General features: G+C 63.1%; 18 protein-coding genes and 1 pseudogene. 10 read left to right on the plus strand and 9 right to left on the minus strand.

Features of this window, described 5'->3' with window-relative positions:
- Positions 1–52 precede the first annotated feature (52 nt).
- Together QTL95_RS09665 and QTL95_RS28730 are read left to right on the plus strand one after the other, a co-directional pair.
- The gene (locus QTL95_RS09665) at positions 53–2,338 is read left to right on the plus strand and encodes an NADP-dependent malic enzyme (RefSeq protein ID WP_289719768.1); all 2,286 of its coding nucleotides are present in this window, start codon (positions 53–55) and stop codon (positions 2,336–2,338) included.
- Between the two features lie 103 nt (positions 2,339–2,441).
- Positions 2,442–2,571: pseudogene (locus QTL95_RS28730) on the plus strand (endonuclease domain-containing protein); the annotation flags it as partial.
- 38 nt (positions 2,572–2,609) lie between these two features.
- Here QTL95_RS28730 and QTL95_RS09670 read toward each other — a convergent pair.
- From QTL95_RS09670 to QTL95_RS09690, 5 genes are all read right to left on the minus strand, one after another.
- Complete coding sequence (locus tag QTL95_RS09670; protein ID WP_289719769.1) at positions 2,610–3,485, minus strand: GNAT family N-acetyltransferase; 876 nt, start codon at positions 3,483–3,485, stop codon at positions 2,610–2,612.
- Positions 3,486–3,595: 110 nt separating this feature from the next.
- Positions 3,596–5,845: a hybrid sensor histidine kinase/response regulator gene (locus QTL95_RS09675; protein WP_289719770.1), complete on the minus strand. Its 2,250-nt coding sequence runs from the start codon at positions 5,843–5,845 to the stop codon at positions 3,596–3,598.
- A gap of 55 nt (positions 5,846–5,900) precedes the next feature.
- Positions 5,901–6,404 (minus strand): signal peptidase II, encoded by a 504-nt coding sequence (lspA, locus tag QTL95_RS09680; protein ID WP_289719771.1) that lies wholly within the window; start codon positions 6,402–6,404, stop codon positions 5,901–5,903.
- Positions 6,401–7,261 carry a TrmH family RNA methyltransferase gene (locus QTL95_RS09685; RefSeq protein WP_289719772.1) on the minus strand — a complete coding sequence of 287 codons (861 nt, stop codon included), beginning with the start codon at positions 7,259–7,261 and terminating at the stop codon, positions 6,401–6,403. Before QTL95_RS09685 ends, lspA begins: the two co-directional genes overlap by 4 nt.
- Positions 7,258–8,364: a class I SAM-dependent methyltransferase gene (locus QTL95_RS09690; RefSeq protein WP_289719773.1), complete on the minus strand. Its 1,107-nt coding sequence runs from the start codon at positions 8,362–8,364 to the stop codon at positions 7,258–7,260. The genes QTL95_RS09685 and QTL95_RS09690 overlap by 4 nt, the downstream gene beginning before the upstream one ends.
- Positions 8,365–8,480: 116 nt before the next feature.
- Between QTL95_RS09690 and QTL95_RS09695 the strand changes: the two genes are divergently transcribed.
- Together QTL95_RS09695 and QTL95_RS09700 are read left to right on the plus strand one after the other, a co-directional pair.
- On the plus strand, positions 8,481–8,933 hold the full coding sequence (locus tag QTL95_RS09695) for an SRPBCC family protein (protein ID WP_289719774.1): 453 nt from the start codon (positions 8,481–8,483) through the stop codon (positions 8,931–8,933).
- 41 nt (positions 8,934–8,974) lie between these two features.
- Positions 8,975–9,418: a GNAT family N-acetyltransferase gene (locus tag QTL95_RS09700; RefSeq protein ID WP_289720344.1), complete on the plus strand. Its 444-nt coding sequence runs from the start codon at positions 8,975–8,977 to the stop codon at positions 9,416–9,418.
- A 32-nt stretch (positions 9,419–9,450) separates the two neighbouring features.
- Here QTL95_RS09700 and QTL95_RS09705 read toward each other — a convergent pair whose 3' ends face one another.
- The 4 genes from QTL95_RS09705 to sppA form a co-directional block, all read right to left on the minus strand.
- Positions 9,451–10,662 carry an MFS transporter gene (locus QTL95_RS09705; RefSeq protein ID WP_289719775.1) on the minus strand — a complete coding sequence of 404 codons (1,212 nt, stop codon included), beginning with the start codon at positions 10,660–10,662 and terminating at the stop codon, positions 9,451–9,453.
- Between the two features lie 187 nt (positions 10,663–10,849).
- Complete coding sequence (locus QTL95_RS09710) at positions 10,850–11,182, minus strand: LapA family protein (protein WP_289719776.1); 333 nt, start codon at positions 11,180–11,182, stop codon at positions 10,850–10,852.
- 110 nt (positions 11,183–11,292) lie between these two features.
- On the minus strand, positions 11,293–11,592 hold the full coding sequence (locus QTL95_RS09715) for an integration host factor subunit beta (protein ID WP_018898213.1): 300 nt from the start codon (positions 11,590–11,592) through the stop codon (positions 11,293–11,295).
- Positions 11,593–11,621: 29 nt separating this feature from the next.
- Complete coding sequence (gene sppA, locus QTL95_RS09720; RefSeq protein WP_289719777.1) at positions 11,622–12,572, minus strand: signal peptide peptidase SppA; 951 nt, start codon at positions 12,570–12,572, stop codon at positions 11,622–11,624.
- 210 nt (positions 12,573–12,782) lie between these two features.
- Between sppA and lptC the strand changes: the two genes are divergently transcribed.
- The 6 genes from lptC to ptsN all read left to right on the plus strand — a co-directional run bounded on the left by lptC (position 12,783) and on the right by ptsN (position 17,982).
- The gene (gene lptC, locus QTL95_RS09725; protein ID WP_289719778.1) at positions 12,783–13,448 is read left to right on the plus strand and encodes an LPS export ABC transporter periplasmic protein LptC; all 666 of its coding nucleotides are present in this window, start codon (positions 12,783–12,785) and stop codon (positions 13,446–13,448) included.
- Between the two features lie 13 nt (positions 13,449–13,461).
- Positions 13,462–14,082: an LptA/OstA family protein gene (locus tag QTL95_RS09730; RefSeq protein ID WP_289719779.1), complete on the plus strand. Its 621-nt coding sequence runs from the start codon at positions 13,462–13,464 to the stop codon at positions 14,080–14,082.
- Positions 14,083–14,097: 15 nt separating this feature from the next.
- Entirely contained in the window at positions 14,098–14,907 is an 810-nt protein-coding gene (lptB, locus tag QTL95_RS09735) for an LPS export ABC transporter ATP-binding protein (RefSeq protein ID WP_442981279.1), read from the plus strand.
- A 156-nt stretch (positions 14,908–15,063) separates the two neighbouring features.
- Complete coding sequence (gene rpoN, locus QTL95_RS09740) at positions 15,064–16,626, plus strand: RNA polymerase factor sigma-54 (RefSeq protein WP_289719780.1); 1,563 nt, start codon at positions 15,064–15,066, stop codon at positions 16,624–16,626.
- Between the two features lie 253 nt (positions 16,627–16,879).
- Entirely contained in the window at positions 16,880–17,455 is a 576-nt protein-coding gene (gene hpf, locus QTL95_RS09745) for a ribosome hibernation-promoting factor, HPF/YfiA family (RefSeq protein ID WP_037187855.1), read from the plus strand.
- A gap of 62 nt (positions 17,456–17,517) precedes the next feature.
- Complete coding sequence (gene ptsN / locus QTL95_RS09750) at positions 17,518–17,982, plus strand: PTS IIA-like nitrogen regulatory protein PtsN (protein ID WP_289719781.1); 465 nt, start codon at positions 17,518–17,520, stop codon at positions 17,980–17,982.
- Positions 17,983–17,994 lie beyond the last annotated feature (12 nt).

The raw sequence follows: 17,994 nt of genomic DNA on the forward strand, positions 1-17,994 counted from the left end.
GAGGTTTTGACGATGCGATCGAAAGCCGATCGCCACGAGATTTGGAGGAGATATGCCCGACATGAACAGCAAGCAGCGCCCCGCCAACGGCATCACCGACAAGGAAGCGCTTGACTTCCATTCGCAGGGCAAGCCCGGCAAGCTCGAGATCAACCCGACCAAGCCGATGGCGACGCAGCGGGATCTCTCGCTTGCCTATTCGCCGGGCGTCGCCGTTCCCGTCAAGGCCATCGCCGCCGATCCGGCCACCGCCTATGATTACACGTCGCGCGGCAACATGGTGGCGGTCATCTCCAACGGCACGGCGATCCTCGGTCTGGGCAATCTCGGCGCGCTGGCCTCCAAGCCTGTCATGGAAGGCAAGTCGGTCCTCTTCAAGCGCTTTGCCGACGTCGACAGCATCGACCTCGAGGTCGATACCGAGAATGTCGACGAGTTCATCAACTGCGTTCGCTTTCTCGGCCCCTCCTTCGGCGGCATCAATCTCGAAGACATCAAGGCGCCGGACTGTTTCATCATCGAGAGCCGCCTGCGCGAGCTCATGGATATCCCGGTTTTCCATGACGACCAGCACGGCACCGCGATCATCGCCGCCGCCGGTCTCATCAACGCGCTGGCGCTGACCGGCCGCGACCTGAAGACGGCGAAGCTCGTCTGCAACGGCGCCGGTGCAGCTGCAATCGCCTGCGTCGAGCTCATCAAGGCCATGGGCTTCGCGCCCGAGAACATCACGCTCTGCGATACCAAGGGCGTCATCTACCAGGGCCGCACCGAAGGCATGAACCAGTGGAAGTCCGCGCATGCGGTCAAGACCAAGGCGCGCACGCTGGCAGAAGCCATGAAGGGCGCCGACGTCGTCTTCGGCCTGTCGCAGAAGGGTGCCTTCTCCGAAGACATGATCCGCTCGATGGCCGATCGCCCGATCATCTTCGCCATGGCCAATCCCGATCCCGAAATCACGCCCGAAGAGGTCGCCCGCATTCGCGACGACGCCATCATGGCGACCGGCCGCTCGGACTATCCGAACCAGGTCAACAACGTGCTGGGCTTCCCCTATATCTTCCGCGGCGCGCTCGATGTCCGCGCCACGACGATCAACGACGACATGAAGATCGCCGCCGTCCGGGCGCTCGCCAATCTGGCGCGTGAGGACGTGCCCGATGACGTGGCCGCCGCCTACCAGGGCAACCGCCCGCGCTTCGGCGCCCAGTACATCATTCCCGTGCCCTTCGATCCGCGCCTGATCTCGGCGATCCCCGTGGCCGTCGCTGAGGCCGCCATGGAAAGCGGCGTCGCCCGCAAGCCGATATCAGACATGGCCGCCTATGCCCGCGAGCTGTCGGCGCGGCGCGATCCGATCGCCTCGACGCTGGCAAGCCTCTACGAGCGTGTGCGCCGCCATCCAAAGCGCGTGGTCTTCGCCGAGGCGGAGGAGGAGCAGGTCATGCGCGCGGCACTCTCCTATGCCAACCAGCAGCTCGGCACCGCCATCCTGCTCGGCCGCGAGGACCTGATCCAGGCGACCGCCGAGCGCGCCGGCATCGACCTCAACCGCCCGGGCCTGGAGATCGTCAACGCCCGCATCTCGACCCGCGTCGAAGCCTATATCGATTATCTCTATGCGCGCCTGCAGCGGAAGGGATATCTCCACCGCGATGCGCAACGCCTGATCCACAACGACCGCAACCATTTCGCCGCCTGCATGGTGGCGCTCGGCGATGCCGATGGCATGGTCACGGGCATCACCCGCAACTATTCTACCGCGCTGGAGGATGTCCGCCGCTGCATCGACGACAAGCCCGGCCATCGCGTCATCGGCGTTTCGATCGCCCTTTGCCGTGGCCGCACGGTCTTCGTCGCCGACACCGCCGTCCACGACATGCCGACCGCCGAGGAGCTGGCCGACATTGCCGTAGAGGCGGCGGGTCTCGCCCGTCGCATGGGCTACCAGCCGCGGGTGGCGATGCTCGCCTATTCCACCTTCGGTCATCCCTCGGGCGAGCGTTCCGAGCGGGTGCGCGAGGCGGTCAAGATACTCGACAAGCGCCGGCTCGATTTCGAGTATGACGGCGAGATGGCGGCGGATGTCGCGCTGAACCGCAAGGTGATGGAGCAATACCCGTTCTGCCGCCTGTCCGGCCCGGCCAACGTGCTGGTCATGCCGGCCTTCCACTCGGCCTCGATCTCGACGAAGATGCTGCAGGAACTCGGCGGCTCCACCGTCATCGGCCCGATCCTCGTCGGCCTCGACAAGGCGGTGCAGATCACCTCGATGGGCGCCAAGGACAGCGACATCGTCAACATGGCCGCGATTGCGGCTTATTCCGCGGGGTCTTGAGGTGGGGAGCGTCGCTTCCCCTCTTCCCTCGGAGAGAGGATAGGGTGGGTTGCACGCCGCGGTGTCGGAAATTTATCTTTTAAAAATAGATGGATAGGAAGGCATCCGGAGCCCCTCATCTGCCTGTCGGCATCTTCTCCCCGTTGGGGAGAAGGGACTTGTGGCAGGCCGCTCGCCCAATTTTCCCTTCTCCCCAACGGGGAGAAGGTGCCCGAAGGGCGGATGAGGGGGCCACACGGTAACGCGCTGAAGACAGTCAGGCGAAGCCCAATCAGCTGGAAAACCGTCCGGCGTCGGCGCCGTAATAGTTCAGGTAGCGGTCCGAGATGCTTGAAATCGGCAGGACGATCAGGACATCGGTGGTGTTGAACGCCTTGTCGACGACAGCCGAGGTCCCGACCATGGCGCCGAGGCGAAGGTAGCCCTTGATCAGCGGCGGCAGCGTCATCAGCGCCCGCTTCGGGTTGATCGCCTCGACCGGCATCATGTCCATGTCATGCGCGAGGTGCGGCAGCGCGTCCACGGCCCAGTCGTCCTTGGCGGCGACATTGTGGTGCAGGAACGACAGCGCCAGCGCGTGGCTTTCCGGATGAATGCCGGGGAAGGAGGCGCAGCCGAACATGGCGCTCATGCCGTGCTTCAGCGCATAGGCCCAGTTGCCCTGCCACAAGAGCTCGACGATGCGCTTGGTGCGGTAATCGGGAAGCACGCAGGAGCGGCCGAGTTCCATGAAGCGCTTGTCGGGATGGCGCGCGATCAGCGCGCCGATGTCGAATTCGGAAGCCGAGTAAAAGCCGCCATTGGCCATCGCGACATCCTGTCGCAACAGCCGGTAGGTGCCGACGATCTGGTCTTCGCTGTCGCCTTCGATCGAGCGGTCGAGCACCAGGAGATGGTCGCAGAACGAATCATAGGCGTCGACGTCGCGCTTGCGGCGCATTGCCTCGGCGGGCAGTTCTGCCTGCATCTCCTCGACGAAGACCCGGTAACGGATGGCCTGCGCGGCATCGATCTCGCGGGCATTGCGGGCGAGGCGCGTTTCGAGCGTGCCGATGCGGCCAAGGATGTCGCCCGTCTCGGGGATGACCGTGCCGGAAGGCCTGATATCCTTGGCGACGGCGTCACAATTGAGGATGTCTACAGACATGGCGATTCTCTCGTTGCCCGGCTTTTGACACGCCTTAGAACACTAATATGCGACAGGAAAGTGACATTCCCAACACCGAAAACTCGGGGTGTCCGCCAAGCTTTTAACGGCTATCGCGCCTCTGCGCGGCGGGCGGAAAGCGCCACCACGGCCTGGACTTCCGTCAGCAATCTGATCGGATCGACCGGCTTTATCATGACCCTGTTTGCGCCATTGAGCAAGACTTGCCTGCGCGCTTCGTCGCGCTTGTCGGCGGTCAGCACGATGATCGGCACTCCGGGAATGTCGAGCCGCCGCTCGTGCCCGCGTAGCCGGCCAAGCATCTCGATGCCGTCGCCGCCGGGCATGGAAAGGTCGCTGATCACGATGTCGGGTCGCACGCTTCCCTCGGCCAGCGCATTGTCCAGCAACGCCTCGAAATGATCGACATGCTGCACCGCGTGGCCGGCCTTTTCGAGCATGGCGCGGATCAGCATGGCGTTGATCGGGTCGTCCTCGGCCAGCAGGATCCTGAGGCCGTGCTCGATGCCGGACTCCGGGATCGCGGCGCTGAAGCCGGGCTGGTTGTCGTTGAGCGCGTCGCGCTTTTCCATGCCGCGCATGCGCCCGCGCAGCACGTCGATCAGCGACTGCTCGCGCAGCGGCCGGATCAGCCAGGCGTCGAACAGGTCGAGCGAATGGGCGTTGCGCTCCTCGGGGTTGACGAGGAAGATCTTGCGCAGGCCGAGCGCCGCGATCTCGACGCGGTCGGCCAGATGCGCGGAAAACTCCGCCGACATGCGGTGATCGACGATGATGTCGGTCGCCGGCCGTCCCTCGGCCTTCATGGCGAGCAGCATCTCGCGCGCCGCTTCGCCGTCGGCGACGAGGCGGCAGTCTCCGCCGAGCGTGGCGATGGTTTCCGACAGCGCCATGCGCGCGGCACCGGCCGGCGCCAGCACAAGCACGAGGCTGCCGCGCAGAACCGCGTCGCGGCGGCTGGCTTCGGAGATGTCGACGCCGAAGCGGATGCCGAACTCGCTCCCGGTGCCGCGCTCGCTGGAAACGGTGAGCGAGCCGCCGAACTCGCGCATGATGCGCGCCGAGATCGCCAGGCCGAGCCCGGTCCCGTTGCTGCGGTCGGTCATCGTGCCGGCCTGCTCGAATTCGCCGAAGATGCGGGCCTGCTCGTCCTCGGTCATGCCGGGGCCGGTATCGGTGACGGTGATCAGGAGATCGCCGTCCTGCAGCGTCGCGCGGATGAAGACGCCGCCGACCTGGGTGAACTTGACGGCATTGCCGATGACGTTGAACAGCACCTGGCGAAGCCGGGCCGGATCGAAGTTCATGACATCGGGCACGTCGCAGGAAACCGTAGCGCCGATCTCGATGCCCTTTTCATGCGCCCGGTGCGCCAGCATCTCGACGACGCTTTCGATCAGCTTGCGCAACGATTCCGAGCGGGGGCGGAGCTGGAAGCGGCCGACCTCGATGGTGGAGAAGTCGAGCAGGTCCTCGACCAGCTGGGTCAGCGCATGGCCCGACTGGCGAATACCGGTGAGGTAATTCTGCTGCTCCTGCGTCAGCCGCGTCTCGGTGATGAGGTGCGTCATGCCGAGAATGCCCGACAGCGGCGTGCGGATCTCGTGGCTGACGGTGGCAAGCAGCCGGGATTTGGCGGCGCTGTGATACTCCGCCTTCTGCCGCGCTTCTTCGCGCGCCTGGGCGGCCATCCGCTCCTCGGTCACGTCGCGGGCAATGCTCTGCATCAGCAGCCGGCCGTCGGCGGGATCGCGGGTGATCACGTCGCGCCAGGAATAGATGCGCTGCCCCTCCGGCGTCGAGATCTCGACCTCGTAGCGATGCGGAGCGGCGCCCGGGCGGAACGCGATGCCCATCTCCTCGCAGGTCAGCCCCTCGGGATGAAGCCGCCCGGTGAGACGGCGGAACGTGTTGTTGGCACCGACGATGCGGCGGTCCATGTTGCGCGTGACGGTGATGTCCGCCAGCGCGTCGTGGATATCGGCGAAAAGCTGGCTTCCGCTGTCCTTCGGTATCGCGCTGGGCGTGCCGCCGATCCGCATCCGCCGCCGCGTGGAGAGAACCGCGAATGCCGCCAGAAACACGAGCGCGAGCACGCCGAGGCCGATTGCGAACATCAGCAGGCCGCCGGCGTAGGCGAGCGCCACGAGGGCGATGGCGGCGAGCACGCCTGATCCGCCGAGCCAGTAGGACAGGAGCTTTCGGGTCGTGCTTGCGCCGCGATATCGTGGACAAGATTGCTGATCGACGTCAGGCGCAGCCGGCTCACGATCACCGTGAGCAGCACTCCCGCCGAAAGCGGCGGCCAGTCTCTCCTGAAGTTCGCCCAGACTATACATGCCATTCGAGTAGCATGCAGGCCCTTCTAAATGCCTTCAGCAAATGGTTAAAACTTTAGCGATCCGCGTTTTTAGGTTGTATCAGCTCGTCCAATATCACGCATCCCGCGCCGATGGTGATGAAGCTGTCGGCCAGGTTGAAGACCGCGAAGGACCATGTCTCGGTGTAGAACAGGATGTAGTCGATGACGTGCCCGTAGAGAAAGCGGTCGATCAGGTTGCCGAGCGCGCCCGATATGATCAGCGCGTAGCCGAGATGCGCGAAGGTGCGCTGCTTGCCGGTCCTGCGCCACAGCCAGATGACGAAGGCGACGATGATCAACCGCATGCCGACGATGAACCAGCCATCCATGCCTTCCAGCATCGAGAAGGCGACGCCGAGGTTGTAGGTGCGGTAGAGCGCCAGCATCGGGATCACATGCACCGCCTGCTGCAGCGGCAACGTGTGATCGACGACGATCTTGACGATCTGGTCGATGACGACGGCAAGGACGATGAAGATCAGGATCGGCAGCGGTCTTGAAAACAGCGCCGTGCGGTCTGACGTCTGCTCGGTCATTTGGCCTCGGTGAGTGAGAGGAGATGGCGCCGCGCCTCGAACAGCATCACGGCGCTGGCGACGGCGAGATTGAGCGAATCGGCGCGGCCCTGCTGCGGAATGCGGGCAAGGGCATCGGCCTGGCTGGCGAGATGCTCCGGCAGGCCGGATTGCTCGTTGCCCATCAGAATGACGACGGGCTTCTTCTTGTAGTCGATCGTGCGGTAGTCGACCGAGCCTGCCAGATGCGTGGCAACGACCGATACGCCGGCCTGCTTCTTCCAGGCGATGAACTCGTCGGGCGTCGCGCGCGCGACGGGAACGGCGAACACCGATCCCATGGTGGCGCGCACCGTCTCCAGCGAGAACGGGTCGGTCGATTCCCCGACGAGGATGACGCCGGAGGCGCCGGCGGCGTCGGCGGTGCGGATGATGGTGCCGAGATTGCCGGGGTCGCGCACCCGGTCGAGCGCGATCCACGTCTCGCCCTCACGCGGATGGATCTCGCGCAGCGGCTTCCAGCGGGTCTCGAAGATGCCGACGACCATCTGCGGATTGTCGCGCCGGGTAACCGAGGACAGCACCTTTTCGCTCACCTCGAGCACCAGCCCGCCGCCGGCGACCGTCTTCGCGGCCATCTGCTCAACGAGCGGCTTGCCCTTGGCGGCCTTGGCGTAGACGAGCGTGCGGATCGTCCAGCCGAGTTCGATCGCGTCGATGACGAGCTTCAGACCCTCGGCCATGAAGGTGCCGCTCTGCTCGCGGGTCTTCTTGTCGCTGAGCGCCTTGATGTCCTTGATGATCGGATTGGCAAGCGAGGTGACTTCCTTCACCTGCCCCACCCGGCGGGGACCGTGGTCGCGATGTTCGTGGCTCATTTCGGCACCCAGCGGGAAAAGAGGGATGTGGAGAGCGCGCGGCCGGGCGTATCGCCGTCGAGCCCGGCTTCGCGGATGACGAGCTCGCCCGATTCCACCACGCCGCCGGCGCCGCGCATGGTCTCGCGCATCAGCTCGTGGATCGAATAGAAGCTGGCGCGGATCGAATAGGCGGTCAGAACGAGGCCGACGGCCTTCGGCGACAGGATCTCGCGGCAGACATCCAGCATCAGCGGCAGGTGGTCGAACAGGTGCCAGACCTCGCCGTTCGGCCCGCGTCCGAATTTCGGCGGGTCGGTGAGGATGATGTCGTAGCTGTTGCCGCGCCGTTCCTCGCGCAGGATGAACTTCATCGCGTCCTCGCAGATCCAGCGGATCGGCGCCTTGTCGAGCCGGCTCAGCGCCTGGTTCTCGCGCGCCCAGCCGATAGCCTTCTTCGAGGCGTCGACATGGGTGACCTCTGCGCCGGCGGCGGCCGCCACCAGCGACGCGACGCCGGTATAGCCGAACAGGTTCAGCACCTTGAGCGGCCGCCCGGCCGCCTCTACTTGCTGCTTCATCCATGTCCAGTGGACGATCTGCTCGGGAAACACGCCGACATGTCGGAACGAGGTGAACCGGCCGAGGAAATCCACGCCGAGAAGGTTGAGCGGCCACGTCTCGCCGAGCGCTTCCTTCGGAAACCGCCAGCGCCCGGTGCCTTCCTCGTCGGTGTCGCCGGTAAAGGCCGCGTCGATCTTGTCCCACACCTGCTGCGGCAAGGAGGGCCGCCAGAGCGCCTGCGCTTCCGGACGGATGATGCGGTAGGGGCCGTATTGCTCCAGCTTCTCGCCGTTGCCGCTGTCGATCAGGTGAAAATCGCCGGCGCCCAGTGATTCAAGGATCACGGGAACGCGTTCGGGCGGGCGCTCGCCGCCGCGCGCCATCAGCGGGCGCTCGGGTGCTGCCGGCGCTGCCACGGGCTCGCGCGCGGCCTGCTGGCGCGGCGGTGCCGGCTTGTTCACGGGCTTTTGCGGGCGGCTGCTGCCGCGCTCGTCGCCCCGGCGTCCGCCGGATGGACCGGCGGCGGACTTCTGGCCCGGCCGGCGTTCTTTTTGTCTCAACGTGGTCTTCCGCGTGCTGAATTCGATAGAGCCCGTGCAAATAGCATTCCGTTTCACCTTGGCAAAGCGCTTTCCGGCTGGGATAGTTTGCCGAAGTCGAAATGGGAGGATTTCAGATGGACTTGATCGGCGAAGAGCGCATCACCGCCCCACGCGATATCGTCTGGGCGGCGCTGAACGATCCCGAGGTGTTGAAGCAGTGCATACCGGGCTGTCAGACGCTCGAATTGAAGTCGCCGACGGAGTTGACGGCGGCCGTCAAGCTCAAGGTCGGTCCCGTCTCAGCCACCTTCAACGGTGAGGTGACGCTGTCGAATATCAACGCGCCGGAGAGCTACACCATATTCGGCGAAGGCAAGGGCGGCATCGCGGGCTTTGCCAAGGGTGGCGCCGATGTCGTGCTGAAGGAGGACGGAGCAGAGACGATCCTGCAATACGCCGCTCGCGCGCAGGTCGGCGGCAAGATCGCCCAGCTCGGCGCCCGACTGGTGGATTCCACATCGCAAAAGCTGGCACGGCAGTTCTTTTCGGATTTCAACGCGGCGGTAAGCGCGAGGGCGGCGCAATAGGAGCTTGTGAATTGACTGAGATCGCCGCCTCGTCGCCGTCCATGAACTGGATCATCCGCTCCGCGCGACGAGAGGATCTGGAAACGCTTGCCGATATCTACCTCTCGGTACGCCGATCCACCTTCACCTGGGTCGATCCGCTGCGCTTTCGCCACGAGGATTTCTTCTCGCACACGCAGGGCGAAATGCTCTGGCTGGCAGAGACGCCGGATGGCGAGATATCGGGTTTCATGACGCTCTGGGCCGCCGACGATTTCATCCACATGCTCTACATCAGCCCGTATTGGCAGGCCAAAGGCGCGGGCAAGGCGCTGCTCCACAGCCTGCCGGACTGGCCGCACCACACCTACCGCCTGAAATGCCTGGTCAACAACACCGCCGCCAAGGCCTTTTACGTCGCCAACGGTTTCACCGTGACGGGAGAGGGCCGATCCGCCGAGGGCGATTATGAGGAACTGACTTTTGTCGCGGGTGGGCGAACCTGATACCCGCCCACGCGTATTTTTCAATGCCGATCTCAACCAGGCTGTGCCACCGCTTCCCGCTCCCGAGGCAGCGGTGGGAAGGCGAGTGCGATGGCTGCGGCTCCGAGGCCGACCAACGCCGAGCCGATGAACAGCCAGGAATAATTGGCGTAGGTGTCGAAGATCCAGCCGCCGATCAGCGGTCCGAAAGCCATGCCGATGCTTGACAGCATGGTGGCGGCGCCGAGCACGGTGCCGACGATCTTCGGTCCGAAATATTCGCGCGCCAGCACCGCGTAGAGCGGCATCACGCCGCCATAGGCGCCGCCGAAGATGATGGCGAGCGCGTAGAATTGGCTGAGTTCGCTGACCAGAAGATAGGTCGCCAGCGCCGCCGCCTGCACCGTGAGGCCTGCGACGAGAACGGGCTTGACGCCGAGCCTGTCGGCCAGCGTGCCATAGAGGATGCGGCCGCCAAGGCCGGCGAGCCCTTCGACGCTGTAGATGCTGACAGCCGCCATCGGCGCGATGCCGCAGATGCTGGCATAGTTGACCATATGGAAGATCGGCCCCGAATGCGCCGCGCAGCAGGCGAAGAAGGTGAAGCCGAGGACGAGGAACTGCGGCGAGCGGAAGACGCTCATGAGCGATGGCCGGCGGCCGTCCTCGGTGAAGGCATTGGCCTCCGGCTCTTCCGTCTCTTCCGCCGGGCGACGCACCAAAAGCGCCGCCGGGATCAGCAGAACCCAGGCGCCGATGCCGATAATCAGCATCGCGGTGCGCCAGTCGGAGGCGGAGATCAGCCAGCGTGCGAAGGGAGAGATCGTCATCGGCGCGACGCCCATGCCGGCCGAGACCAGCGATACGGCAAGCCCCCGGTTTTCCTTGAACCAGCCCATGGTCGCCGCCATCATCGGCGCAAAGAACGTGCTGGCCGCGACGCCGACGAGGATGCCGTAGCTGAGCTGGAACGCGAGCAGTGTCTCGGCCCGGCTGGCGACGACGAGCGCCAGCCCCAGCAGCGCCGATCCCGTCAGCACCACGGCGCGCGGCCCGAAGCGGTCGCTCGCCGCACCCCAGACGAATCCGCCGATCCCCATGACGATGAAGTTGAGCGTCATCGCGGTGGCGATGCCGGCATGCGACCAGCCGGTTTCCTCGGCGATCGGCTCCTGGAAGATGGCAAGCGAAAACATCGCGCCGAGCGCGACGCATGTCATCAGCGCACCGGCGCCGACGATGACCCAACGATAGGAAATGCTCATGACCGCCTAACCTCCACGCCAGCGATAGCAAACCTGGCGCGTCTCCCCGGAGGTTATCCGTCGCGCCATCACGCTTATGAAGACGTTCGAGCCGAGGCGATTGCGACATTGCCTCGAATTTTTTTCAGGCCGGCACCCGGTCGGGGAGGATTTGCGCTGGCCGAGGTCGTATGGTTCGCCGCCCGCCTTATCGCGAGGGCAGCTGCCCCGCGATGTTTTCGGAACGGGCCTTGTGACGGTCGGCTTCGCCCTGCCAGCGAACGGCTTCCTTGGCTTCGAAGCGGGCGCGCCTGCGGTGCTTGCCCTGATTGAACCATGTGGCGGCCGAGCCGATCAGCATGCCGGCGATGACGGCAATAAACAGGAAGACGAACAGCGGCGCGGAGATCGACAGTACCTGGTCTTCGGGCCGGAAGGGATTGAACGCCATCGTCACGCTCTGCCGGTTGGCCACGCAGAAGATGATGAGCACAATGCCGATTGGCAGCAAAATCAAAAGGTTGATGATCTTTTTCGCCATGCTTCGGCCTCCGTATGCATCAGGTCGGCGCCGTTTTTCCCGGCGCTTCGACCATGCAGAATAGGCGCGCCACGGCGGAGTTCAAGTGCCGTCAGGTCGCAGGCGGTGGATCAATCGTCCTGGTCGGCCTGGCCGGGATTCAGCCGCTCGCGCAACTCCTTGCCGGTCTTGAAGAAGGGCACCCACTTCTCCTCGACGAACACGGTGTCGCCGGTGCGCGGATTGCGGCCGGAGCGGGAAGGGCGGTTCTTCACCGAGAAGGCGCCGAAGCCGCGCAGCTCCACGCGGTTGCCCGCGGCCAGCGCATCGGTGATCTCGTCGAGAACGGCGTTGACGATATTCTCGACGTCACGATGATAAAGATGTGGGTTGCGTGCCGCAACGATCTGCACCAGTTCGGACTTGATCACAGTCGCCCCCTTAAATTATTGATTTCTTATCACTCGTGGCCAACCTGCCAAACTGAAACGAGCCCGTCAAGAAGCAACTTCTGCGGCAGGATTCCAGTGAAGTCCTGGCCCTTGACGAGATCGCCGTAGCCGAGCAGCTGCAGGATCTGCGAAGTGGCGCCGGCGAGCAGGAACGGCGTGCTGCTCTTCTTGTCCCACTCGATCTCCGGCAGGTCCTTGCTGACGTTGCGCGTGGCGAGATAGGCGCGGATATCCTGGTCGTCGCCGAGCTGGTCGATCAGCTTCACCTTCAGCGCCTGGCGGCCGGTAAAGATGGTGCCGTCGGCGAGCTTCAGCACCTCCTCGCGCGGCAGCTTGCGGCGTTCGGCGACGAGATCGACGAACCAGCCATAGCTGTCGACGATCATGTTGTTGATCATCGCCTTGGCCTCTTCGCTGGCCGGATGGAAGGGCGAGGGCTCCGCCTTCAGCGGCGAGGACTTGATCTCCTCCATGGAGACGCCGAGCTTGTCGAGAAGCGGCTTGACCTGCGGATACTGGAAGATGACGCCGATCGAGCCGGTGATCGAGCTGTCGCCGGCAATGATCATGTCGCCGGCGGTAGCGATCATGTAGCCGGCGGACGCCGCCAGCGTGCGTACGTCGGAAACGACGGGCTTCTTGGCGGCGATGGCGCGGATCGCCTTGAAGATGCGCTCGCCGCCATAGGTCGTGCCGCCGGGCGACGAGATCGAGACCACCACGGCCTTGACCGCATCGTTCTTCTCGATCTTCGCCAGCCGTTCCAGTAGCTCGTCATTGTCGGTGATCAGGCCGGAAATGGTGACGTGGGCCACATGCGGGCGGCTTGTTCCGCTGTCCTCGAACCAGAAGCCGTAGGCCGCGAGCGCGATGCCCAGCACCAGCAGAACGGCAACGATCCGCCAGAAGCTGAGCTTGCGGCGAAGTCTGCGCCGATCGGCGATTGTCGAGCTATCCATAGTTCCTCCAGTCCGCCGGACCCCGCGGACACCCGATCGATCTAGGGCTCGCAAGGCTTGCGGAAATGTCGCTTAGCCGGATTTTATTTCCGTTGTTGCTTGTTGCAGAAAAAATTCCTTATTGGCAAGGCAGTGTAATAATGCGAAACGAACTGTGATCCGCCGAGAACTTACCTATATAGGTTTCCCGATCACCACACGGACCAGGTTATGCTCAATACTTTGAACACAAGCGGAAAGGCTGAATATGTGAAGCCCGCGAGGAGCGCCTATGGCGACGCGCGGTTCCATTCCGCCCGCGTCCGCCGCCTGAAAGTGCTGCTGCCTGTCGCCGCCGTCATCGTTTCGCTTGCTTTCATCGGCGTCTCGCTGTTTCGCACCTACCTGCCCGAAAACATCAAGATCGAAGGCGCCAAGATCGAAAACGGCAAGGTCGTGATGGAAAAGCCGGCCATATCAGGCCGCAATTCCGACGGTATCAACTATTCGATGCTGGCCGAGCGTGCGCTGCAGGATATCAAGAACCCGAACCTCATCACGCTCGAAACGATCAAGGCGGCGGTTCCCGTCAAGGACGATTTGATCGCCAGGGTTGAGGCAACCGCGGCCGATTACGATCGCGCCACCGACAATCTCGACGTGAAATCGCCCTTCGTCATTCAGCTGAGCAGCGGCATGAAGGCCGATTTCCAGTCCGCCAAGGTTGATATCAAGGGCGGCAAGCTTGCAACGCAGGATCCCGTGACCATCCAAAAAGATGGCGCGTCGATTGTTGCGAACTCACTCAATATGACGGATAAGGGGCGGACGATTACATTCGAGGGGAATGTACGCATGAATGTCGATCCATCCGCCATTCGCAAACAGGGCAGCTAACAGCCGGGTCACCATGACAAACGATTGTCGCATTTCTACCCGCAAGACGGGCGCAGTATTCTTCAATGGCGCGCTCGCGCTCATGCTACTGGCAGGCGGCGCCTTGGCGCAGGCAACGACCAGCCAGATGAACGGTCTGAAGCTGTCGCAGGACGAGCCGATCCAGATCGAAAGCGACAAGCTGGAAATACACGACCAGGAAAAGACCGCCGATTTCACCGGCAACGTCAAGGTCGTGCAGGGTTCGACGACGCTGCAGGCTGGTCACATGACCGTCTTCTACAAGGCCAAGGCAGCCGACGCCGCCAAGGCTGGCGATGCGACCAAGGCCAGCGATGCAAAGGCGGCGACGCCGTCGATCGCCTCGGGCAGCGCCGACATCGACCACATTATCGTCACCGACAAGGTGTTCCTGAGCTCCGGAACGCAGACCGCGACCGCCGACAACGGCTCGTTCGACATGGCCCAGCAGGTCTTCATCCTGAAGGGCGACAAGGTCGTCCTGTCCGATGGCGGCAACGTCTTCACCGGCTGCCAGCTGACGGTACACATGGCGACGGGGCAGGCGCAACTGGACAGCTGCGGGGGGCGCGTCCAGATTCAGCTTGATCCGAAATCACAGAAAAAGAACTGACCCCGGCCAGACCTCGTGAAATTATTCTCGCTATCGACAAAGTCCGACAAGGCTGTCCCGCACGCTGCGGCAGATGCTGGTGCCGGTGACAAGAGCCGCTATCAGGGCACGCTCATCGCGCGCGGTCTGACCAAGACCTACAGCACGCGCCGTGTCGTCAACGGCGTATCGCTGGTCGTCCGTCGCGGCGAGGCCGTTGGCCTTCTCGGCCCGAACGGCGCCGGCAAGACCACCTGTTTCTACATGATCACCGGCCTTGTGCCCGTCGATGAGGGCACGATCGAGATCGACGGCAACGACGTGACGACGATGCCGATGTATCGCCGTTCGCGCCTCGGCGTCGGCTATCTGCCGCAGGAAGCCTCGATCTTTCGCGGCCTGACGGTCGAGGAAAATATCCGCGCCGTGCTCGAAGTGCACGTCAAGGACAAGGCGGAGCGCGAGAAGAAGCTCGACGAACTGCTCGAGGAATTCCATATTCGCAAGCTGCGCACCAGCGCCGCCGTGTCGCTGTCGGGCGGCGAGCGCCGCCGTCTCGAAATCGCCCGCGCGCTGGCGACCGACCCGACCTTCATGCTCCTCGACGAGCCGTTCGCCGGCGTCGATCCTATTTCCGTCGCCGATATCCAGAACCTCGTGCACCATCTGACGGCGCGCGGCATCGGCGTTCTCATCACCGACCACAATGTCCGCGAGACGCTCGGCCTCATCGACCGTGCCTATATCATCCACGCGGGCGAGGTGCTGACCCATGGTCGCGCCAACGATATCGTCAACAATCCGGAAGTGCGCCGGCTCTATCTCGGCGACAATTTCAGCCTTTGATGCGAGCCCCGGTGACGGAAATTCACCTTCCCGTCACACTTCCGCTTGACCAAATCCAATAAAAAAGCAATTTTTGGGCCAACTTGGATTTCCGTGGCCTGGGCGGCCGGCAGGACGCGGTTTCCCGGAGGAGTAAAACGGGAGTTTCGCGTCCGCATGGCACTGTCGGCCAACCTTTTCCTGCGCCAAAGCCAGTCATTGGTGATGACACCGCAACTGATGCAATCCATCCAGTTGCTGCAGATGACGCATTTCGAGCTCACGCAGTTCATCGCGCAGGAAGTCGAGAAAAACCCCCTGCTCGAGTTTCCGTCAAATGATGCCGAAACAGGCAGCGAGCGTGGCGGCGATGACGACGACGCCTTCCAGCGCCAGTCGGAAGACACCGGTTCCGATGACGGATATGACAGCCGCTCGGAGGTTCTCTCCGCTGACTGGTACGAAAGCGACGGCAGCGCCGGAAGCAGCCGCCTGACCGACGAACTCGATGCCAACTATGCCAATGTCTATCCCGACGACGGTGCTCCCGTGCGCGCCGACGCGCCGGAGCTGATGAGCCAGTGGAAGTCGATGCCTGGTGGCGGAGAGGCGGCGGAAGGCTATGATCTCGATGATTTCGTCGCCGGCCAGGTCTCGCTGCGCGATCACCTGACCCAGCAACTACCCTTCGTCCTGCCCGACATGACCGATCGCATGATCGCCCAGCATCTGGTCGACCAGCTCGACGAAGCCGGATATCTGCAGGGTGAGGCGGCCGAGGTCTCCGAGCGGCTTGGCGCGGACCTCGGCGATGTCGAGCGCGTCATTGCCGCCTTGCAGACGCTTGATCCACCGGGCGTTTTCGCCCGCAACCTTTCGGAATGCCTGGCGATCCAGCTGCGTCAGAAAGACCGCTTTGATCCCGCCATGCAAGCCTTCGTCGGCAATCTCGAACTGCTCGCCCGCCGCGATTTCGCGACTTTGAAGCGGCTTTGCGGCGTCGACGAGGAAGATCTGCTCGACATGCTGACCGAGATCCGGCAGCTGAATCCGAAACCCGGTAGCGGCTTCGAGGCGGGCATATCCGAAGGCATCACGCCTGATGTCGTGGTGCGGCCCTCGTCGGACGGAAGCTGGCTGGTCGAGCTCAATCCCGATACGCTGCCGCGCGTGCTGGTCAACCAGGCCTATTTCTCCAAGGTCACGAAGAACGGCCAGGATCACGCCTTCCTGTCGGAATGCCTGCAGACGGCGAACTGGCTGACGCGAAGCCTCGACCAGCGCGCCAAGACCATCATGAAGGTGGCGACGGAGATCGTCCGGCAGCAGGATGCATTCCTGATGCACGGTGTCGACCATCTGCGCCCGCTCAACCTGAAAACCGTGGCCGACGCCATCAAGATGCACGAATCGACCGTCAGTCGCGTGACATCAAACAAGTACATGCTGACCCCCCGCGGCCTGTTCGAGCTCAAATATTTCTTCACGGTTTCGATCAGCGCGGTCGAGGGCGGCGACAGTCATTCGGCTGAAGCGGTGCGTCACAAGATCCGCGCGCTGATCGCGCAGGAGAGCCCGGATGCCGTGCTGTCGGACGACGATATCGTCGAGATCCTGAAGAAGAGCGGCATCGATCTTGCCCGACGTACGGTTGCAAAGTACCGGGAGGCCATGAACATTGCCTCCTCGGTCCAGCGTCGCCGGGAGAAGCGGGCATTGGCCAAGGTCGCGGGTTTCTGAGGAAGACTCGGATCAACCGCTGGGCGTATTTGCAACCCCTGAATTAGTGCGTGTGTTGACTCTTTGGTAACTTCTCGTTAGAAGCCCGCCGCAATCGACGCTGTGGACAGCGTATTGAGTTATCCCCATCATCCTCAGGATGCGCCGAGCCAGCGACTTCAGTCGATCTTGCTTGAGTTCACCTGAAATGCTTGGATGAGGGGGAGCCTTGGCGTAAACTGATACTCGCAACCACTATAAGAAGGGAAACTCCATGAGTGTGCGTGTATCCGGTAAACATATGGAAATTGGTGACTCGTTCCGTCAGCGGATTGAGGACCAAATCGGTGTCGCCGTGACGAAGTACTTTGACGGAGGCTATTCTAGCCAGGTTATCGTGCAGAAAGCCAATGCCCGGTTTTCCGCCGATTGCAAGGTTCACCTGGACAGCGGTGTTGTTCTCCATGCCGCCGGAGAGGCCATGGACCCGCAGCTGGCTTTCGATGCCGCTTCGGAACGTATCGAGAAGCGACTTCGCCGTTACAAGCGCAAGCTCAAGGATCATCACGCAGGCAATCATGTGAACGGCTCGGCGGAAGTCGCCTACACCGTCATGGATGGCATGCCGGACCACGATGATGAGATTCCGGATGATTTTGCGCCGGCGATCGTCGCCGAAAGCACGAAGCAACTGAAGACCATGTCCGTCGCGACCGCCGTGATGGCGCTCGACATGACGGACGAACCGCTGCTGCTCTTCCGCAGCCCCGGTAAAGAACAATTGAACATCGTTTACCGTCGTCATGATGGTAACATTGGCTGGATTGATGCGGCCAACATCAAAGGCTGAGATCAAGGCGAGGGGCGGCAGTAGCGCTGCCGCTCCCCCTCTTGGCGCAGAAGGAAAATAAAATGGCTTTGGCAGATTTGCTGCAGCAAAATGCGATCATCCCCGCCCTCAGGGTAAATTCCAAGAAGCAGCTCCTCCAGGAATTGGCGTCTAAGGCGTCCAAGGTCACCGGGCTGTCCGAGCGGGAGATTTTCGACGTTGTCCTTCAGCGCGAGCGTCTCGGCTCGACCGGCGTGGGCAATGGGATCGCCATTCCGCACGGCAAGCTCGCCAGCGTGACCTCCATCGTCGGCGTTTTCGCGCGTCTCGATCAGCCGGTCGACTTCGAAGCGCTGGACGACCAGCCCGTGGACCTGGTGTTCCTGCTGCTCGCTCCGGAAGGTGCGGGTGCGGATCACCTGAAGGCGCTGTCGCGCATCGCCCGCGTGCTGCGCGACCACGATCTCGTCGCCAAGCTTCGCGCGACCGATTCAGCCTCGGCGATCTATGCCTTCCTCAACGAAGAGCAGACGTCGAACGCGGCCTGAACCATTTCGCTT

Origin of the sequence: Rhizobium sp. S152 (genome assembly GCF_030380735.1) — a bacterium.
Taxonomy (GTDB): domain Bacteria; phylum Pseudomonadota; class Alphaproteobacteria; order Rhizobiales; family Rhizobiaceae; genus Rhizobium.